Raw genomic sequence first — 15,473 nt, 5'->3', positions numbered from 1 at the left:
GAGGAATCCAGGAGGCGCGGATACGCCTCCTGGAAACACCTCAGCCCCGAGCCGTTCGGCCTTCTAGGCGTCCGGCGAGTCCACGTTCCGCGAGGGGTCGGCGGGGGCAATATTGGCTTCGAGGAGGAAGCCGTGCAGGACGTCGATGAACGTTTCGATGGCATCGGCGGTCTCCACTAGGGCCTTCGCCAGCACACTGGCCCGATGCTGACCAAAGCTCAAGCCGTCCATGCCAGGCGAGGGGTCGCGCGGTTCCCACGCCGTCGCTACACCGGAGCGGAGCTCTCGAGTGAACGCCGATGTCTGAGTACCGATACCGGGCAGGTTGCCGACGGCCTCGGCGATACCCTGCGCGGCGTGCCGGTCCTGCCGGTCCAGGTAGACGACCAGGGCGTCGCGCCGCGGGTAGAGGAGCTTGCTTGAGACAACTTTCGCCCGGTACATCACTTCCCGCGCTTCCAGGTATCCGAGGACGGTGTGCCAGATGCCTGGTGCCGCGGCCCAGTCCGTGATGTGGATATAGACCCTCAGCAGATCGGCTGAGCGATGCGGTCGTGTGCCCTCCACCAGGAAGAAACCGGGCGAGAGGGCCGGTCGCAGCGAGGTATTGACCACACCGACGACGCCGCCGGGGGCAACGGCGTCGCCGGCGTGGATCTTGTCGGCCGGTACATGGACCCGCACACCGCCAAGCTCAATCACATGTGCATCGTTCCCGGCCACCCTTACCAGACCGCGCAATGTGGTCTGCCGGTGCGGCACGGCTTGCGCGAGTTGCTCCTCGAACGCGGCGTCTCGCAGCCGGAACGGGAGCGAATTCTCACCCAGAGACAGCCCGGCGTGCAGCTCGTGATAAAGCTCATCCGAGAGCAGGCGCCGCAGCTCCCTGGCAGTATCCGCTTCAACGCGCCGGTCCCCCACGGTCGCGTAGGAGCGGTCTCGAGCCACGCAGACCCGGCTGCTGGCGTTGAGCAGCGCGGAGGAAATAGGTCGGATACTCATTTAATTTCCTCGAATCCGAGCAGGCCGACAAACTTGTGCGGAGTTATAAGAGCGCCTCGCCCGATTCCGGCGGCGGCCCGTTCGATACCGGACAGCCGCGAGCTCTGAGCCGCACCAGCGATGAGCCGATCCAGCATGTGCCAGCCAGCGAACGCGGTAGCCCGTACCGGAAAACCAGGGTCGACTTCGCGCTGCGTGCGATACCCCTGCCAAAACCGGTGGACCGTTGGCAGTAGCCGCTCCATTTTTTCCGTACCACGGATGAGCACCTGCTGATGCGTCAACTCAACGTCGGGGAAATCCCTGTCGCCGTCGCCGCGATTGGTGACTATGTCGAGCACTGAGCGGTAAAGCCATTCACCGGCGAAAGCGCCGACGTCGCGGGCTGGATCGGCGAGCCGAAACTCCTCCCAGTCCGCAATGACCGGAATGTCGCCGTCGCTGACAAGGAGCTGGTCCACTCGGAAATCGCAGTGCGCCGGGCAGCGAGGTGCCGCCTTTTCCTTTCGCTGAAGATCCTCTAGGGCTGCGCGCAGTTCAGCGTCGCGCTGCATGAGTCGCCAAGCTTCGAGTTCGGCGAAGCTGAGCTCGTTGTGCATGCTCAACGGAAGTGCGTGCAGCAATCCTGGTTCCGGCAGTACGGGTGCTGTTTCGTCCATGCCTTCGATGGCGGGGGCGGCATGCAGCGCGCCAATCTTTTCCCCCACGCTGAAAGCCAGTTGGTCATTGAAGTCCTCATCGACCATCAGCTCGGCGCCGCTCCTCGCCGATAGATGGCCAAAGACTACGAGGCCCGCTTCCCGATCGCAGCCGAGCAGCGTCGGCACATGGTTGGCCAGCTCAGGCACCTGAGATACGAAACGCTCGAACGTGAGCGTACGTGCCATGCGGCCCCGAACGTCCGAATCAGTTCCCACGAGCCGTTTCACGAAAATTCGGCGACCGCTCTCGGTCGGTCCGGACCAGGCATGATTACGGCCTACCGGAGCGGTCACTGTATCCCGCAGGAATCCGCCGAACCCGAGTTGTGCCAGTAGTGCATTCACTTCGGGGAAAGCATCTAGATCCACCGGGCGGAAGATCGGAGTTTTATTCTTGTCCTTGTTCTGGCGTCCGGCGGCGCGCTCAGTCTGGCTGGGCGCTTCCTGGTTGGCAGTCTGCATTTCTCCCCCGGTTGTCCCTGCTTGCTGAAACAATAATTGACCGAGGGTGAGCGTTCGCGAAAGCCGCCGAAGGTCGGTTATCGCCAGTCGAGTGGCGGCCGGCGCAGAGGAAACGACGCCGATCGGCTGGCTTGTGCGGACCATCGGACGTCAGTGCGTCAAGCGGCATGTGACCTGGGGACGCGTGCTCGGTAGGCGATCACCGCCGCCTGGACGCGGTTGACGACGCCGAGTTTGTGGAAGATGTCGCTGACGCAGTCTTTGACCGTGCCGGTGCCCAGCATGAGCCGACGACCGATGTCGGCGTTGGACATCCCCTCTGCGATCATCGCTAGCACCTCATGCTCACGTGTACTCAGCGACGCGGTCATCCGGCGTGCCGTCGAGGACTCGTCGAAGTCCTGCATCTCGTCCTTGAGCTCCGACAGCAACTGCGAGGCAGCCAGCCCGGATAGGACGGTGTTACCGGCGGCCAAGGCACGTACCGACGCCACCAGTTCCTCTGGACTGGCTCCCTTCAACAGACAGCCTGTCACCCCTAAGCGCAGAGCGGGTAGGACGCATTTGTCGACCGAAGGCGAAGAGAGCACTGCTACCCGGGGCTGGTTGGGCAGCATCAGAAGGTCGCGCAGCAGAGCGAGCTCGCCGGTGGCACGTGCGGGCAGGTCGAGCAGTACGACGTCCGGCTGGGAGCGCCGTGCCTCGGCCAGAGCATCAGCGGTACCAGTGGCGTGTGCTTGGAGACCGTCAGCCGACTCGATAATCAGGCGCAGGCCAGCCCGCAGCAGCGGGTCGTCGTTGATGATGAGTGTCAAGGTCACGCTTTTCTCCTGGCGGAGCGACGGCTCATCAGCATCTGAAGGAGGAAGCCTCCGACGATGGCTGCGAGGGAAACCCAGACCGCGTGGTCGGAGATTGTTTCGGCCAGGTCCACTGCCGGCTGCCCAATAGCGTAACCCAGGCCGGTGAACAGCCCGGTCCAGGCGGCGGCGCCTAGGAGATGGAGTGCTAAGAAGGTTGGAAGGCGCATGCCCACCCAGCCCGCCGAGGCGAAGGCCAGCGGACGGGGAATCAGCGGCAAGGGAGCAACTACGACAGCGGTCCCGATGATCCAACGACTGGCTGGCTCGTCACGGGCCAGAATGCTGCGGCGTCGCCTAACGGTGCCATCGGGCGGCGACCCGGCGAGCAGTTGCACCATCTTCCCGCCCCACAGTCGGCCAGCCAGCCAGAACACCCAGGAAAATTTCACCACTCCGAAGATGCCAGCGGCCAGGGCCAGGACCAGTGGGGCCTCGTCGACACGAGCAAAGGCGCCCGCAACGGTCATCGAAGTTTGCTTGCCCGTCAATGCCGCCAGCAGCACTGGATTCGTGCCGATCAGCCAAGGTTTGAGCGGCCACATCGCAATAGAGTAGGTAAATACCAGCCATACGCTATACCAACAGAACAGGTCCATCTTCGAGGGCGCGCCGCCCCACGGGAGCCAGGGTTTGTCAAGCGGTCGTAACCTTTTTGCGCGAGTACCCTGGCTTTGGGTCTCGGTGGACAAAGAACCTCCAGTGCCGTTACGTTTCCTTCTGGATGGGGGGCTGCCGCGGGAGGACTGCGCGTGCGCGCAATTGCGCAAATCAAGGATTCCGTCGACGCCAAGCGCGTAGAAGAGGGTCGAACGCACGCATTGCCAGTAGAACAAGGTTGCGGGCTTTGCCGGGCGCTCTTTTCGCGTGCAGCGGCTGTCAGTGTCGCTCGGCGAATGCCTCTAGAATGGTTCGACGACACAGTGAAAGGACAGCAGGAGGACGCGCCAGGCTAGATGCGATGTCGAAATCATCAAAAGCGGATTAAGAGTTCGACAAAATTCTGAGGGTCCTGCAGTCACGCGGACCCGCACACTCCTGACCGCAGCCGTGGCAGCGTAGCAATCCAGGAGAGCCTTTCGGTCGTGACGGCACTGAAACGAGCACCAAGCATGGAGACCCCCGTCTCGAAAGAAACTCGATTCGTCTGCTGTGGTCGTCAGCAGCGAACCGCATGATCGCATGCAAAACAGGATTGTTTCAACCGCTCAAGGCCTGATCGGCCTCTTTCGTCGATCTTTGACGCGAAATAGGCGCAGCATGGTCGGCGCAGCCGTTCTGGGTTCGCCTGTCCCAGTAAGCAGTGGATGTCGACGGGCGAGGCTTCCGGCGTGCAGGTGCGGCCCCGCTGGCGACCACCCGCAGTCCCTGCGTCAAATTCGGAAGTAAGCCCTCCGCTTTCTGATACTTGCCATGATGGCAAGTGAACTGCGATGCTTTCCATCATGGAAAACGACTCGGATAACTACCGAAGCTTGACGCCGGATTCGGCCCGCTCGGCCCTGAACACCGTCGCCACCTGCCAGGCACATGCGGCGGCGCGCATCGCCGCCCCGTGGTGGTACCACTGGGGCCTGGGCGTCGCGCTCACGCTCTTCTTCCTCGCCGTGAGCCTGCGGGCTGCCTCGTCGGCTGGCGCTGCACTCGTCGCTGCGATTGTCGGTCTCGTCTATGCGGCCCGCCGAGCCACTGGCGTCTCATACGAGCGTTACACATCCACCCCCGGCGCCATCAAGATTTACAGCGGATACATCCTGGCTCTCTTCTTACTGGCCGCCGCTGGCATGTACCTGGAGTGGAGCGTCGACGTGCCCTGGGCCATCGCCATGGCCGGCGGCGTCATCGGTGTGCTCACGGTAGTCGTGGGGTACCGCGTCGACGCCGTCGCCCAACGCGACATCCGGGCCGGGCGATGATCGGCGCGGCCTTCGACGAGGTGATCCATGCTCCAAATCGGTTGCAGATCTGCAGCATGCTCGCCCCTGTCGATGCGATGGAGTTCTCCGTCGTCCGCGAGGCGCTCGACGTCAGCGAATCGGTACTGAGCAAGCACATCAAGGTGTTGCGGGCAGCCCAGTACGCCAAAGTCACGAAGGTTCACCGGCGCACCTGGCTAGCACTCACCCCGGAAGGCCGCCAGGCTCTCGCCGGACATATCGCCGAGCTCAGCCGCATCCTTGGGCAGACGACAATCGAGCACTGACCGCGCGGGCACACTCTCTCAGCTCTCGATGCGGTGCTCGTCATAGCCCAACCAAGGGTGGCTGCGCTTAGCTTCGCTTTTATCCCTGCTCCGTGGTCGTCCGTTGTTGGTCGGCGCATGGGCGGAGACGTGGAACGGCCATCGCGGGACTCTCCAGGTAGGTGAAGACCGGGGAGGGCGCGATGGCCGTCGCTGTCAGTGTGCTCGGGGTCGGCTCGGCTCGCCAGAGCCGCACCGCCTTGCAACGCTTCCGCCAGGGGTGGCATGCCTGTCTGACCAGACGGGCGGACGCGTTGTTCGAGCTGACCGACGCCCTGCTGGCAGCCGGCCCGGTCATCTCGTTGCCGTATCTGTCGCTGGACGGGCTGCACCGGCGGGCCATGGCAGCACCTACGCGGCCCTGGCGAGGGGCCGCGTGGACACCGAAGCGGCACGCGGCCTGCTGGCGGGCTCACTGCCCGGCGCCGCCCATCCGGTGTTCGCGGTGGATGTGAGCGTGTGGGCCCGCAGCGATGCCGAATGCTCGCCCGGCCGCGGCTACTACTACCACCCCTCCAAACACTCGGCGGGGCAGCCGATCGTCGCTGGCTGGGCCTACTCCTGGCTGGCCGGCCTGGAACTGGCCACCAACTCGTGGACCGCGCCGGTGGACGCCCGGCGGCTGGCCCCGGGCGAGAAGCCCAGTGCCGTCGCCGCCGGCCAGATCCGCGGGCTGCTGCAACTGTGCCCCAGACTGGGCTTGCGCACTCCGCTGTTCGTCTTCGACGGTGGTTACGACTGCGTGCGCCTGGCCCTCGGCCTTGCCGGGGCCCCGGCCCAGCTCCTCGTCAGGATCCGCTGCGACCGGTCCTTCTATGGCGACCCGCCGCCTCGTCACCGGCCCGGCGTGGGACGTCCCCGCCGGCACGGCGCGAAGTTCGCCTGCGCGGATCCCGCCACCTGGCCGACGCCGGATGCCGTGCATACGTGCGCGGACGAGCAGTACGGCGCGGTGACCGTGGAACTGTGGCACCGCCTGCACGCCAAGACCCAGCAGCACGACGGGCACGGCAGCCGCGGCCCCCGCCCGGTCATCCCGGGCACCCTGGTCCGGCTCGGCGTGGACCGGCTGCCCGGCCGCAGCCGAGCCCCGAAGACTCTGTGGCTGTGGTGGGCCGGGCCGCCCGGCCACACCCCCGACCCCGACCTGCTCTGGCGGGCCTACACACGGCGCTTCGACATCGAGCACACCTTCCGCTTCGCCCGGCAGACGCTGAACTGGACCCTGCCTCGTCCCCGCACCCCCGGCCAGGCGGACCGCTGGACCTGGCTGGTCCTCGCCGCCTACACCCAACTCCGCCTCGCCCGGCCTCTGGCGGCCGATCTCCGGCTGCCCTGGGAGAAACCACTGCCGCAGCAGCGACTGACGCCCAACCGGATCCGGCGCAGATTTCGCTCGCTTCAGGCGGCAGCGGGCACGCCCGCCGGCCCACCGAAACCCTGCGGACGCTCGCCCGGACGACCTCAAGGCACCCGCCGGGGCCCAGCACCCCGCCATCCAGCGGTCAAAACCACCGCATGACCAGCGAACCCTTACCTGCAGGGATAAAAGCGAAGCTTAGGTTCGCTCTCGATACCGCCGGACACGTGGTGCGCTTCGATCCGGAGACCGCCGAGCGCACCGTCCTGGGCGACAGCCTGGAAGACTGGGCACTATGGCTGCTGGCCGACCCCGACGTGCGCGGCGCCCACGCCTTCGCCACCCGCTGGCAGAACCGCCATGGCGCCCTCGCCCACGACCAGCGCCTGATCCCCTGGCGCCTGTTCACCCTCGGCGGCACCTACGAGGACGACAACCTCACCGTCAAGGACGCCGCGCAGTGCATGCGCATCCGCGGCCCCCTCGCCCAGACCCTGCACGCCCTGCCCGACGGAGCCGACTTCCACATGACCTCCACCCCGCCCCCGAACGACCCCGACCTGCTGGCCCACCACGAAATCGAGGCCTTCGCCGACTACTCCACCCTGCTGATCCAGGACGACGGCGCGTACCTGGGGGACACGCCCGAACGCGCCTGGTTCGAGACACTGGCTGCGGACTGGATCAACACTGCCCCCGGTGTCATCGGCATCGGAGCCGCCCGCCCCTTCGACGTCCCCGTCACCGTCGACGTGCGCCGCACGCCGCCAGCCGACGATGCGGAACTGCAGCAGGCCGACCACGTCACCCAGGCCGGCCTCACACTTCCCTCCGGACGCCTGCTGATCTCCATGCAGGACTTCGACGACGAGCTGCCCCGCATCCCCCTCACCCCCGGCGCCTACGCCGTGCGCATCTACTCTCATGACCTGCGCACCGTCTCCGAGGACGGGCTGGACGGCGAAGACCACTACCACGTGGTCCTGTGGCCCACCGACGAGGACCACCCCGCCCGGGTGCTCAAGCGCTACCCCGAGCCTCTCCCCGGCGGCTGATCCGAGGCTTGGAAGGGCGCGCCATCGCGAAGCCGATGCCATTCTGCCGGGCCTCGCTGCTGCCCCGGTGCCCTGGTGGCCGGAACGCCGGACCGGTTCCGCGAAGCGGCCTTTCGCAATGGGGGATACGCGAAGGGGCGTGAGCCAGTGTGCCATCGCTGATGTGCTCACAGGGTGGCTGTGTACGCGAGAACGGGGATCAGGCACAAATGCCGTGAGGACGATCACCGGAGGCGGGTGCCTCGTGGGAGGCGCTGGTGTTCAGGCAGCCCAGCCGCCGGTGTTTGAGTACGACTCGTAGGAGTAGCGGGTGTTGCGGTCCCATTCTTCGCCGGTGACGCGTTCATAGGCGTGGACTGGTGTGTAGAGCAGGCTCTCGGCCCAGATGAGGCCGGTGGCGAACGGAGCGAAGGTGCCCGAATCCTGGAGTACACCTTCAAACACCTGACGGCCGGCGGTGACGACTGCGCAGCGCGTGTAGAGGAATGCGTCACCGGAAAGGCCCTGCCCGAGTTCCTTGCGGTCCAGGCGGTAAAGGGCCCAGGACAGCTGCTCGGCGAAGCCGGTGACCACGAACACCGGGGACTGGGCGAGGTGCTCGGTCAGTGCGGCTGCCAGCTGCTCGGAGTCGGGGTCCGGTCCTGTGGGCCTGCAATCCTCGATGAGCTTCCAGAAAGTATCTTCGTTCACACCATCGAGCATGACGCAGGGGTCTGACACTCAGCCTCCGGAGTCACCTGTTCGCTGCTGCTGTGAGCAGGACCCGCTTACGGAGCAGGGGGAGCTTGGCGCGGCCGAACATCTGCCGTTTGATCATTTTGATGTGGTTGACGCGGCCCTCGACGGGGCCGGAGTTCCAGCGGGTGGTCAGCCCTTGGATCACAGCCTCCCAGTCCTTCTCCATGCCGTGCGCGAAGGTGTGCAGACCGGGGAGGTCTTCAGCTCGGGCGGCAATGATCCAGTCCTTGAGAAGCGGCCTCGATGGGCGACATCTCCTTCGTCGTGCCCTCCGGCTGGGCGAAGGGGGTGTTCACGGTGCCGTTCGCATCGGCGTCGGGCGGTTTGAGGCAGGCGTTGTGCCGGCGGACGCAGCGTTCCGCCGCGGTGCTGAGGTTCTGCAGCAAGTGGAAGGGGCCTGCGACCTGGACCGCCTGGGGTGCTCCGGTGCGGGCGCCGTCGGCATAGGAGCCGGCCCGGTCCCGGCAGATGACCTCAGAGCCCGGATGGGCCCGCAGCCAGGCAGCCAGAGTATCGGCGTCTCGTCCGGGCAGCAGGTCCAGGGGCTGACCGCTCTCGCAGTTGATAATGACGGTGCCGTAGTGCTGCCCTCGGCGGATGGCGAAGTCGTCCACCCCCAGCACCTTCGGCACAGACCAGGCGGGGTCGGGCATGGCCATCACCAGCCGGAGCAGCGTCACGCGACTCACGACGCTATGGAGGGCTTTCGCGAAACGAGCTCCACAACGGCCGGCGAGAGCGACAGCCACCGCCTCCAGCACCCGGCGGAAAGCCGGTGTCCGCCTGCCATACCGCACGGTCAGTCCGTCGACCTGCTCAGCGAACGTACGGCGTGGGCACCCAGCATTCTCGCAGTACAACCGCCGGACGGTCAGGTCGATCCGTACCGCCTGATCACCCACCGGGCCATCGGCAAGATGCCGCTCGTAGACGCTATGCACCCGCTCCGACGCCACCGCGCAACCGGGACATCTCACGACGGTGCCCCGGGTTCTGGCCACGACGTGCACCACCCCGTCCGCCCGAAACACGGTGTCCACCAACACAGTGTCGAGGTACGGGAACAAAACACTGACGAGCTCGTTACACCACACTACGGTCCCAGGAGACGCTACGCGGCCCGCACTCACTGTTCGACGGCCCGCCGGACCTGTCCGAACACACCCACGCGTACCTGCACCGGTGACCACTCCGCCGGCCTTCGCCGTCGCCGACCGGAATAGGCGAGGTGGCAACCAGCGTCCGGATGTAGACGCCGTAGGAGTAGACGATGAAGAGTCGGCGGCTGCTACAGAACGCGCAACAGATCAAGAATCGGTGCGACGGGGGCGTACGGCGGCGGCGCGCTGTTCGCCCCGGGGCCGGTTCGGTCCGGCGTGGCCGCCCTGGACGCCACCGCCGCGGCGAGGCGAGCGCACCTCGGGTGCCCGAGTGTCCGAGAAAAGAAAGGAACGCCATGAACTCTTCGGTTCAGCGGCTGGCTGAAGTCTTCCCGCCCCCGGGAGGCGCGCAGGACCGCGACTGGGAACTGGTGGAGAGCCGCCTCGGGGCCCCGCTGCCCGCCGACTACAAGGAGCTGATCGATACTTATGGCGGCGGATACTTCGACGAGGCCATCTGGGTCCTGGAGCCCGACAGCTCCAACGAGTACTACGACTTGCTGAACGAGAACGAAGGCCGGATGGAAGCTGTCGCCCGGCTGTGGGAGTTGGGAGAAGCCAGGCCGGCCCAACTGGAGGCGGACGAGAACCGGCTGATCGCCTGGGCCCTCACGGAGGACGGTGCTTACCTGTACTGGCTCGTGCGTCCGGAACAGGACCCCACCCACTGGACGGTGATGATCAAGGAAGGACGTGGCTCCGAATGGGAGCACCACCCCATGAGCTGCACTGCGTTCCTGGCGTCCGTGCTCGTGGAAGGGGGCGTGGAATCGGAGGTCTTCGACGAACTCCCGGAGGAAGAGCACCTGTTCCAGCCGACCTCTGACTTCGACTGACAACTCCGTGCTGCCTGGAGGCAAGGCGCTCACCAGGTAGCGACCAGCGGTGACGACCTGAACAGGGCGCTGGAGGCCTGGGGTGGAGCACTCCACGGGCTCATGCCCTGAAGCTCAGCTACGACAGCCCGCGCTACTGTGGCGCCCTACATGTGCTGGAAAACGATCACCCAGCAGGCAGGGAAAGATCTTCAGGAGGCGGCGACGTCGCAGATCAAGGCGGCTCGTGAACACCCCACTCAGCCACCCTCGTCATCCTGCCCGAAGGCGGTGACATGGGCATCAGCGGGTTCGGTTTCACTCCCGAGGCAGCCTACGAAGACTGCCGGGCAGCATTCATCCGGTGGGCCCTGGCGTGGCGCGGGGCCGGAGGGCGCCCCGGCGGCACCGCCCAGGACCTCCTGGAGCCGATCGAGCACCACAGGTGGTTGTGGACCTACACCGCCTACATCGACGGCGACCCCGAAATGCCCATCCCGCAGTGACACAGCGGACAGACATGGGCGAAGAACCGGGACACTGCCCTGATGCAAATCCGCCATACGCTGGCCGCCGAATTGCTCCCCGGCGACCGCACCGGCGCCCTCACCGTGCAACGCCTCGGGGACCGCATCTTCGGCCAGCCGACCCAGACGTTCACACCCGAGACCATCCGGATCACAATCGAGAATAACGCTTCGCGCCTCGCGTTCGGGGTGAGCGGACCCTAGGAGTCCCTACGTGGGAACGGTTCCCGGCGGCCCCGCCCGACTACCGCGCCCAGCGCAGTCGTCCCGCAGGGCGCGGTAGTCGGCGATGAACTGGGCCACCGGTTCGCTGGTGTAGCCGTCGGCCGCCTTCGGCGCGGCCTCGGGCAGCTCGCCGGCGCGGTAGCCCAGGGCGGGGCGTCCGGTCAGGTGCTCGCACAGGGCGTTGAGGTGGTCGAGGAGTTCCGCCTGCCGGGCCTGTTGGGGGCTGAGGGAGCGCCACCAGGCGTACCGGCGTCGGGGCGCGGGGCGGGAGGCTGCGGCGCAGGGCGTCCGCGCGCATGCTCATGGCGTTCCAGACGGGCACCGTCAGCCAGTGGGCGAGCCGGGTGCGCGTGTCACGGTTGGGTGGCGACGCCGTACTCACGTTCATGTGTCCCACTCTGGCAGCCACCACCGACAACCGGCCGGGACCGCGCGGCGGCCGCCGGCGGGTTGGCCGAGACGGGCGACATCGGATCGAGGCAACCGGCGCCGGGACGAGCACGACTGCCGCCAGAGAACAGAGCAGATCGGACGGCGGAGCGGGGTGGCAGTGCAGCCTTTTAGGGTGGCGGCGAAGGTGCAGGCGGTCTGCAGCCAGATCCGGGGAGAGGTGCCGTGGGCGACGGAATGCAGTGGTTGATCGATGGAGACACCGGGACGGACCCGATGACCGGTCTCGTGTTCGCCCGCGGCATCGACGCCCGCGAACTGGCGGCGCGCCTGGGAGCCTCCGAGGGCCCAGGGGCGGGCCCGATGACCGACGCGGAGATCCTGGACCTGGATGTGGAGGCATACCGGCCGGGCGGGAGCGGTGATGGAGTGGTCCGCGTCGGTGAACACGCCGGGTGGGCGTTCGCGCTCGAGTACGGCGACTGCGAGGGCCTCTCACGCCTGGAGAACGTCTCCCGGGAGGGTGTTGAGGCCGTGTACTACTCGCACAACCCCCACCATCCGCCGGCCATCGTGTTCTACGCCCGCGACGGCCGCCGCATCTGCGGCTTCGGGCTGCGCGAGGAGTGGGTCCGCTGGGGGGAGGAGCCGGATCTGCTGGTACCTGATCTCGTCGCCGCCCGGATCCTCGCAGCCGACGGCACCGGCCTTCGTAAGGATGAGGGTGACGACGCCGCCGATCGCAAGCGGCGGGCCCTGGCCGTCTTCGAGGACCGCTTCGGCCTCTCCCTGCCCCGGACCGCCTTCACCGTCGACCGGCTTCCCGTTCACACAGTCAACGGGGCACCCGCCCCGGACTTCGACGCCGTCCGCGCCTGGGCCAAGGCCCAGGGCCACCCCGTTCCGGATGAGCGTCTGGGCCTGGTCCCCGCCGGTCTTCGCCGCTCCTACGACCATGCCGTCCACGGGCAGCAGCACCTTGACGGCATGGCCTCGACGCCGATCGTCGCCACCTTCCACACGAGCGGAGTGCTGAGGCACGCCTCGGAGTAGGTCTTCCCCTGGGACCGCAATGCCGGGGCAGGTACGGCGGCCCTTGCGTATCCCGTCATCCCCGATGTCGGCGCGCCCCGATGAGGCCCTGTGCCCTGACCTGGCCCGCGACGGAAGCGGGCGTGGCTATGCACCCGTCAGCGGTGCTCAGCCACGCCCGTACAGCAGCGGTGAGAGAACCAGAATGATCACGGTCTCAGTGCGCCGGGTCGACCGAGTTCGACTGCCCCTTCGAGAGCGGATGCCCGCGCTGGCGTCGGATGCGGCTGCGAGACAATCAGCTCATGGGGATCGACCTGCAACTGCACAACGGCCGCCCGCACTGGCCCGGCCGGCGCTCGAAGCGCAAGCCGACACTGATCCGTCAGTCCCACGAGCATGGCGAAGCACTGGCTCAGCTCATCGCCACGCTTCCCTCCAACACGTCGGGGAAGCTCTCGACGGCCGACCCGTACAACGACACCCTCCTCAACGAGCAAGAAGATGAGGCCGCACTCCGCGAGATTCCCGGGCTCCTGGACCGCTGCACCGACAGCTCCGAAACCGCTGCCGTCCGCGACCTCGCCGCACACCTGAAGGACTGCGCCTCCACTCCCGGCAGCTATCTCCTCCTGGTGGGCGACTAGCCGGGACGCAGAAGGTCATGGGCAAGCTGAAAGAGCACCAATGGGGACGCCCTGGTCCTGTCGGGGGCGAGGAGGGGCGGATGGCGATCAGGCACCTGGTCCGGCTTCAGTTCGAGGGCTCGGAGGCGGCCATCACGTGCGTGATCTGCCGGCCCGAGGCGGTGCTGCGCACGCTGCCTGCGCCGCCGGACGACGCGTTCTGACAGCCCTGCGTCCGTCAGCTTGCTGACGAACCCTCATACAAGATCGAGGTCAGGCGATCAGGAGTCAGCGCCACTCAGGAGGAATATTTTCCAGCTGCGTCAGCAGATCCCAGTTCTCCGGTTTGTCGCTCGGCCTGAACCACTCAGAACTGCGGCACACCCAGTACCCGCGAGTTTCCCGGACGCCTTCCAGCATGGTGTCCTCGATTCCGGACTCCGAACCACAGCAACCGCAGATGCTGTTGAGGGCACAACCCCCCTGCCGGAAGGGACCGTCGACGAAGCCGCAAATTCGGCACACGCACTCTTCGTCAAGGTTTTCCATCTCTTTCCTTTCTTATACCGTCGACCGAAGCTACCGCTCATGGCAAAACCACTTCGCGGCGCCGTCCCGCCCGCCGTGGTCGACCTCATCCACGACGAGCTGCAGCGGCACACCCCGGCCCGGCTCGCGGCGCGCATCGAGCGCCGCTGGTGGCAGAGCTGGGCCGGGCGCCCCCTCAAGCGCGAGGGCGACGCCCAACATGACGGCTACGGGCCCGACGATGCCGCGGTGTGGCTGCTGACCCCCACCGCCTGCAACGGCCGGTGCGAAGACGGCTGGCACCTGGTTCCGCCGGAGCGGCCCGACCGCGACGACCAGCCGTGCACCGTCTGCCGGGGCGGGCGGCTGCTCGCGCCCAGGCGTGGCGAGTCCGACCCCGACGGCCTCGACGATGAGGCCGAGTCGCAGCCGGCCACCGCCCGCTCGCTCGCCGACGCCGTCAGCTATCGGCCCCCGGTTCAGGAATGCACCGGCCGCGGCGGCACCTGCGGACGGCCCGTCACATCCCCGCACCCCCAGTGCCCCGAATGCCTCGACTGGCCCTGGTGCATCTGCCGACGCCGCCGTCACAACCCCGAGCAGGCCGCCTGCCCGGCCTGCGCCACACGGTGACCACACCGACCACCGCTCTTCTGCGAGGCGCAGCCACCGCAGAAGAGCGGTGGCGCAGGATGTGCCGCGCCGGGGCCGCCGTGCGCGCCGACGGGGCCGTGGCATGACAACACGGCCGGCGGTTCGCGAACTGCTGGGCTGATGGCCCGCCGTCCCGACACACTGGGGGGAGCGACGGCGACAGGAGGTGCCGTGATGAGCGATCAGCCGCCCCCCCCCGAGCTGCTGCCCGAGGACGGGCCCAGCTTCACCGCGCACGTCACGGCCACGGGCGCCACCGCCGACTACCTGCGTCGTCTGGCAGCGGTCACCGGCCAGTCCCCGGAGGCTCTCACCCCCCAGTGGGCCGCCGGCCAGGTCGTCGTCCCCGACACGGCACTCGCAGACGACCCGGCCGTACCCGACTGGCCCGCACTGTTCGACGGCCCGCTGGACCTGTCCGAACACACCCACACCTACCCGCGCCGGTGACCGCTCCGCCGGCCTTCGCCGTCGCCGACACCTCGGTCCTGCTCGCGGTCTTCAACGCCCGGGACCGTAACCACCCCGGCACCTACGGGCCCTGCCCGGCCCACCCGGACCGACCCGGCGACCACTGACGATGGTCGGAGAAGTCATCAGCCCCGGCGGACCACGCCGGGGCTGATCTGTTTCCGGCTCACGGCGGAGCCACCACCCTCATGAGAGGGCACAACTAGAGAGCCCACTGGGCAAGAGACTTGCTTCTGACGGAAAGGCCCACTGAGCAAGGGACTGAACCGATGCTCTGACCAGGCGGGTCTCCCGCTTGGCCGTGCAAGGTGATCGCCTCCTCCTGCGAGCCCCGGGCCCCGGGCCGCCTGCCCGGCGCCGAGGAGGCGACGCAGGCGGCGACGCAGGCGGCGCTGGGGCGCCTGACCAAGGCGAGAGCCCGCAAGCTCATCACCGCCCTGGTCGGCCACGACTAATCCGGCCGTTCCCCGTCGTCGTTCTCGTCCAGCTCCGGCGTCGTCGGGTCGCGCAGCGGGCGCAGGGCGCCGGCTGCCCCGTTATGTTCTTCGCGGCTCTGCAATGGGGCTGCTGGCCTCCGGGCCCGGCATGGCTGTTGCCCCCTGTCGAAGGCATGACCTGGGGGGTG

The 15,473-nt window shown here is 67.3% G+C and carries 22 protein-coding genes; 14 read left to right on the top strand and 8 right to left on the bottom strand.

Annotation, left to right across the window (positions count from 1 at the left end):
- Positions 1-63: 63 nt before the first annotated feature.
- The 4 genes from ACZ53K_RS33265 to ACZ53K_RS33250 are packed head-to-tail and all read right to left on the bottom strand — an operon-like array spanning position 64 to position 3,861.
- Positions 64-1,002: a T3SS effector HopA1 family protein gene (locus tag ACZ53K_RS33265; protein WP_468844100.1), complete on the bottom strand. Its 939-nt coding sequence runs from the start codon at positions 1,000-1,002 to the stop codon at positions 64-66.
- Complete coding sequence (gene lxmK / locus ACZ53K_RS33260) at positions 999-2,309, bottom strand: class V lanthionine synthetase subunit LxmK (protein ID WP_468844097.1); 1,311 nt, start codon at positions 2,307-2,309, stop codon at positions 999-1,001. Before lxmK ends, ACZ53K_RS33265 begins: the two co-directional genes overlap by 4 nt.
- Before the next feature lie 14 nt (positions 2,310-2,323).
- Positions 2,324-2,986: a LuxR C-terminal-related transcriptional regulator gene (locus tag ACZ53K_RS33255; RefSeq protein ID WP_468844095.1), complete on the bottom strand. Its 663-nt coding sequence runs from the start codon at positions 2,984-2,986 to the stop codon at positions 2,324-2,326.
- Positions 2,983-3,861 (bottom strand): DedA family protein, encoded by an 879-nt coding sequence (locus ACZ53K_RS33250; protein ID WP_468844092.1) that lies wholly within the window; start codon positions 3,859-3,861, stop codon positions 2,983-2,985. Before ACZ53K_RS33250 ends, ACZ53K_RS33255 begins: the two co-directional genes overlap by 4 nt.
- Before the next feature lie 609 nt (positions 3,862-4,470).
- Between ACZ53K_RS33250 and ACZ53K_RS33245 the strand changes: the two genes are divergently transcribed.
- The 4 genes from ACZ53K_RS33245 to ACZ53K_RS33230 all read left to right on the top strand — a co-directional run bounded on the left by ACZ53K_RS33245 (position 4,471) and on the right by ACZ53K_RS33230 (position 7,682).
- Complete coding sequence (locus tag ACZ53K_RS33245; protein ID WP_468844089.1) at positions 4,471-4,941, top strand: hypothetical protein; 471 nt, start codon at positions 4,471-4,473, stop codon at positions 4,939-4,941.
- Positions 4,938-5,228, top strand: coding sequence for a transcriptional regulator (locus ACZ53K_RS33240; protein ID WP_468844087.1), 291 nt, complete (start codon positions 4,938-4,940; stop codon positions 5,226-5,228). Before ACZ53K_RS33245 ends, ACZ53K_RS33240 begins: the two co-directional genes overlap by 4 nt.
- A gap of 415 nt (positions 5,229-5,643) precedes the next feature.
- Entirely contained in the window at positions 5,644-6,789 is a 1,146-nt protein-coding gene (locus tag ACZ53K_RS33235) for an NF041680 family putative transposase (protein WP_468844085.1), read from the top strand.
- 65 nt (positions 6,790-6,854) lie between these two features.
- A complete protein-coding gene (locus ACZ53K_RS33230) occupies positions 6,855-7,682 on the top strand; it encodes a hypothetical protein (protein WP_468844082.1) in 828 nt (275 codons plus the stop codon).
- A gap of 261 nt (positions 7,683-7,943) precedes the next feature.
- Here ACZ53K_RS33230 and ACZ53K_RS33225 read toward each other — a convergent pair whose 3' ends face one another.
- The 3 genes from ACZ53K_RS33225 to ACZ53K_RS33215 are packed head-to-tail and all read right to left on the bottom strand — an operon-like array spanning position 7,944 to position 9,460.
- Complete coding sequence (locus ACZ53K_RS33225) at positions 7,944-8,372, bottom strand: DUF4240 domain-containing protein (protein ID WP_468844079.1); 429 nt, start codon at positions 8,370-8,372, stop codon at positions 7,944-7,946.
- A gap of 43 nt (positions 8,373-8,415) precedes the next feature.
- Positions 8,416-8,607: a hypothetical protein gene (locus ACZ53K_RS33220; RefSeq protein ID WP_468844271.1), complete on the bottom strand. Its 192-nt coding sequence runs from the start codon at positions 8,605-8,607 to the stop codon at positions 8,416-8,418.
- 13 nt (positions 8,608-8,620) lie between these two features.
- Positions 8,621-9,460 (bottom strand): ISL3 family transposase, encoded by an 840-nt coding sequence (locus ACZ53K_RS33215; protein WP_468844076.1) that lies wholly within the window; start codon positions 9,458-9,460, stop codon positions 8,621-8,623.
- Positions 9,461-9,876: 416 nt separating this feature from the next.
- On the opposite strand from ACZ53K_RS33215, the gene ACZ53K_RS33210 reads away from it, so the two are divergent.
- The 6 genes from ACZ53K_RS33210 to ACZ53K_RS33185 all read left to right on the top strand — a co-directional run bounded on the left by ACZ53K_RS33210 (position 9,877) and on the right by ACZ53K_RS33185 (position 13,419).
- Positions 9,877-10,416 carry an SMI1/KNR4 family protein gene (locus ACZ53K_RS33210; protein WP_468844073.1) on the top strand — a complete coding sequence of 180 codons (540 nt, stop codon included), beginning with the start codon at positions 9,877-9,879 and terminating at the stop codon, positions 10,414-10,416.
- 275 nt (positions 10,417-10,691) lie between these two features.
- The gene (locus tag ACZ53K_RS33205; RefSeq protein WP_468844071.1) at positions 10,692-10,901 is read left to right on the top strand and encodes a hypothetical protein; all 210 of its coding nucleotides are present in this window, start codon (positions 10,692-10,694) and stop codon (positions 10,899-10,901) included.
- Positions 10,902-10,943: 42 nt separating this feature from the next.
- On the top strand, positions 10,944-11,126 hold the full coding sequence (locus ACZ53K_RS33200) for a hypothetical protein (protein WP_468844068.1): 183 nt from the start codon (positions 10,944-10,946) through the stop codon (positions 11,124-11,126).
- A 687-nt stretch (positions 11,127-11,813) separates the two neighbouring features.
- Positions 11,814-12,590, top strand: a complete 777-nt coding sequence (locus tag ACZ53K_RS33195; RefSeq protein WP_468844065.1) for a DUF6461 domain-containing protein — start codon at positions 11,814-11,816, stop codon at positions 12,588-12,590.
- A gap of 284 nt (positions 12,591-12,874) precedes the next feature.
- A complete protein-coding gene (locus ACZ53K_RS33190; RefSeq protein ID WP_468844062.1) occupies positions 12,875-13,216 on the top strand; it encodes a hypothetical protein in 342 nt (113 codons plus the stop codon).
- Between the two features lie 80 nt (positions 13,217-13,296).
- Complete coding sequence (locus tag ACZ53K_RS33185; RefSeq protein ID WP_468844059.1) at positions 13,297-13,419, top strand: hypothetical protein; 123 nt, start codon at positions 13,297-13,299, stop codon at positions 13,417-13,419.
- 64 nt (positions 13,420-13,483) lie between these two features.
- Here ACZ53K_RS33185 and ACZ53K_RS33180 read toward each other — a convergent pair whose 3' ends face one another.
- Positions 13,484-13,744: a hypothetical protein gene (locus ACZ53K_RS33180; RefSeq protein WP_468844056.1), complete on the bottom strand. Its 261-nt coding sequence runs from the start codon at positions 13,742-13,744 to the stop codon at positions 13,484-13,486.
- A 39-nt stretch (positions 13,745-13,783) separates the two neighbouring features.
- Between ACZ53K_RS33180 and ACZ53K_RS33175 the strand changes: the two genes are divergently transcribed.
- The 4 genes from ACZ53K_RS33175 (at position 13,784) to ACZ53K_RS33160 (ending at position 15,303) form a co-directional block, all read left to right on the top strand.
- Positions 13,784-14,356, top strand: a complete 573-nt coding sequence (locus ACZ53K_RS33175; RefSeq protein ID WP_468844054.1) for a hypothetical protein — start codon at positions 13,784-13,786, stop codon at positions 14,354-14,356.
- A 195-nt stretch (positions 14,357-14,551) separates the two neighbouring features.
- Positions 14,552-14,827: a hypothetical protein gene (locus ACZ53K_RS33170; RefSeq protein WP_468844051.1), complete on the top strand. Its 276-nt coding sequence runs from the start codon at positions 14,552-14,554 to the stop codon at positions 14,825-14,827.
- Positions 14,824-14,955 (top strand): hypothetical protein, encoded by a 132-nt coding sequence (locus tag ACZ53K_RS33165; RefSeq protein ID WP_468844048.1) that lies wholly within the window; start codon positions 14,824-14,826, stop codon positions 14,953-14,955. Before ACZ53K_RS33170 ends, ACZ53K_RS33165 begins: the two co-directional genes overlap by 4 nt.
- Positions 14,956-15,156: 201 nt before the next feature.
- Positions 15,157-15,303 carry a hypothetical protein gene (locus tag ACZ53K_RS33160; RefSeq protein WP_468844045.1) on the top strand — a complete coding sequence of 49 codons (147 nt, stop codon included), beginning with the start codon at positions 15,157-15,159 and terminating at the stop codon, positions 15,301-15,303.
- The last annotated feature ends 170 nt before the right edge of the window (positions 15,304-15,473 follow it).

The organism is Streptomyces sp. NPDC033221 (genome assembly GCF_055577005.1).
This window is presented reverse-complemented; position numbering and strand designations above follow the sequence as displayed.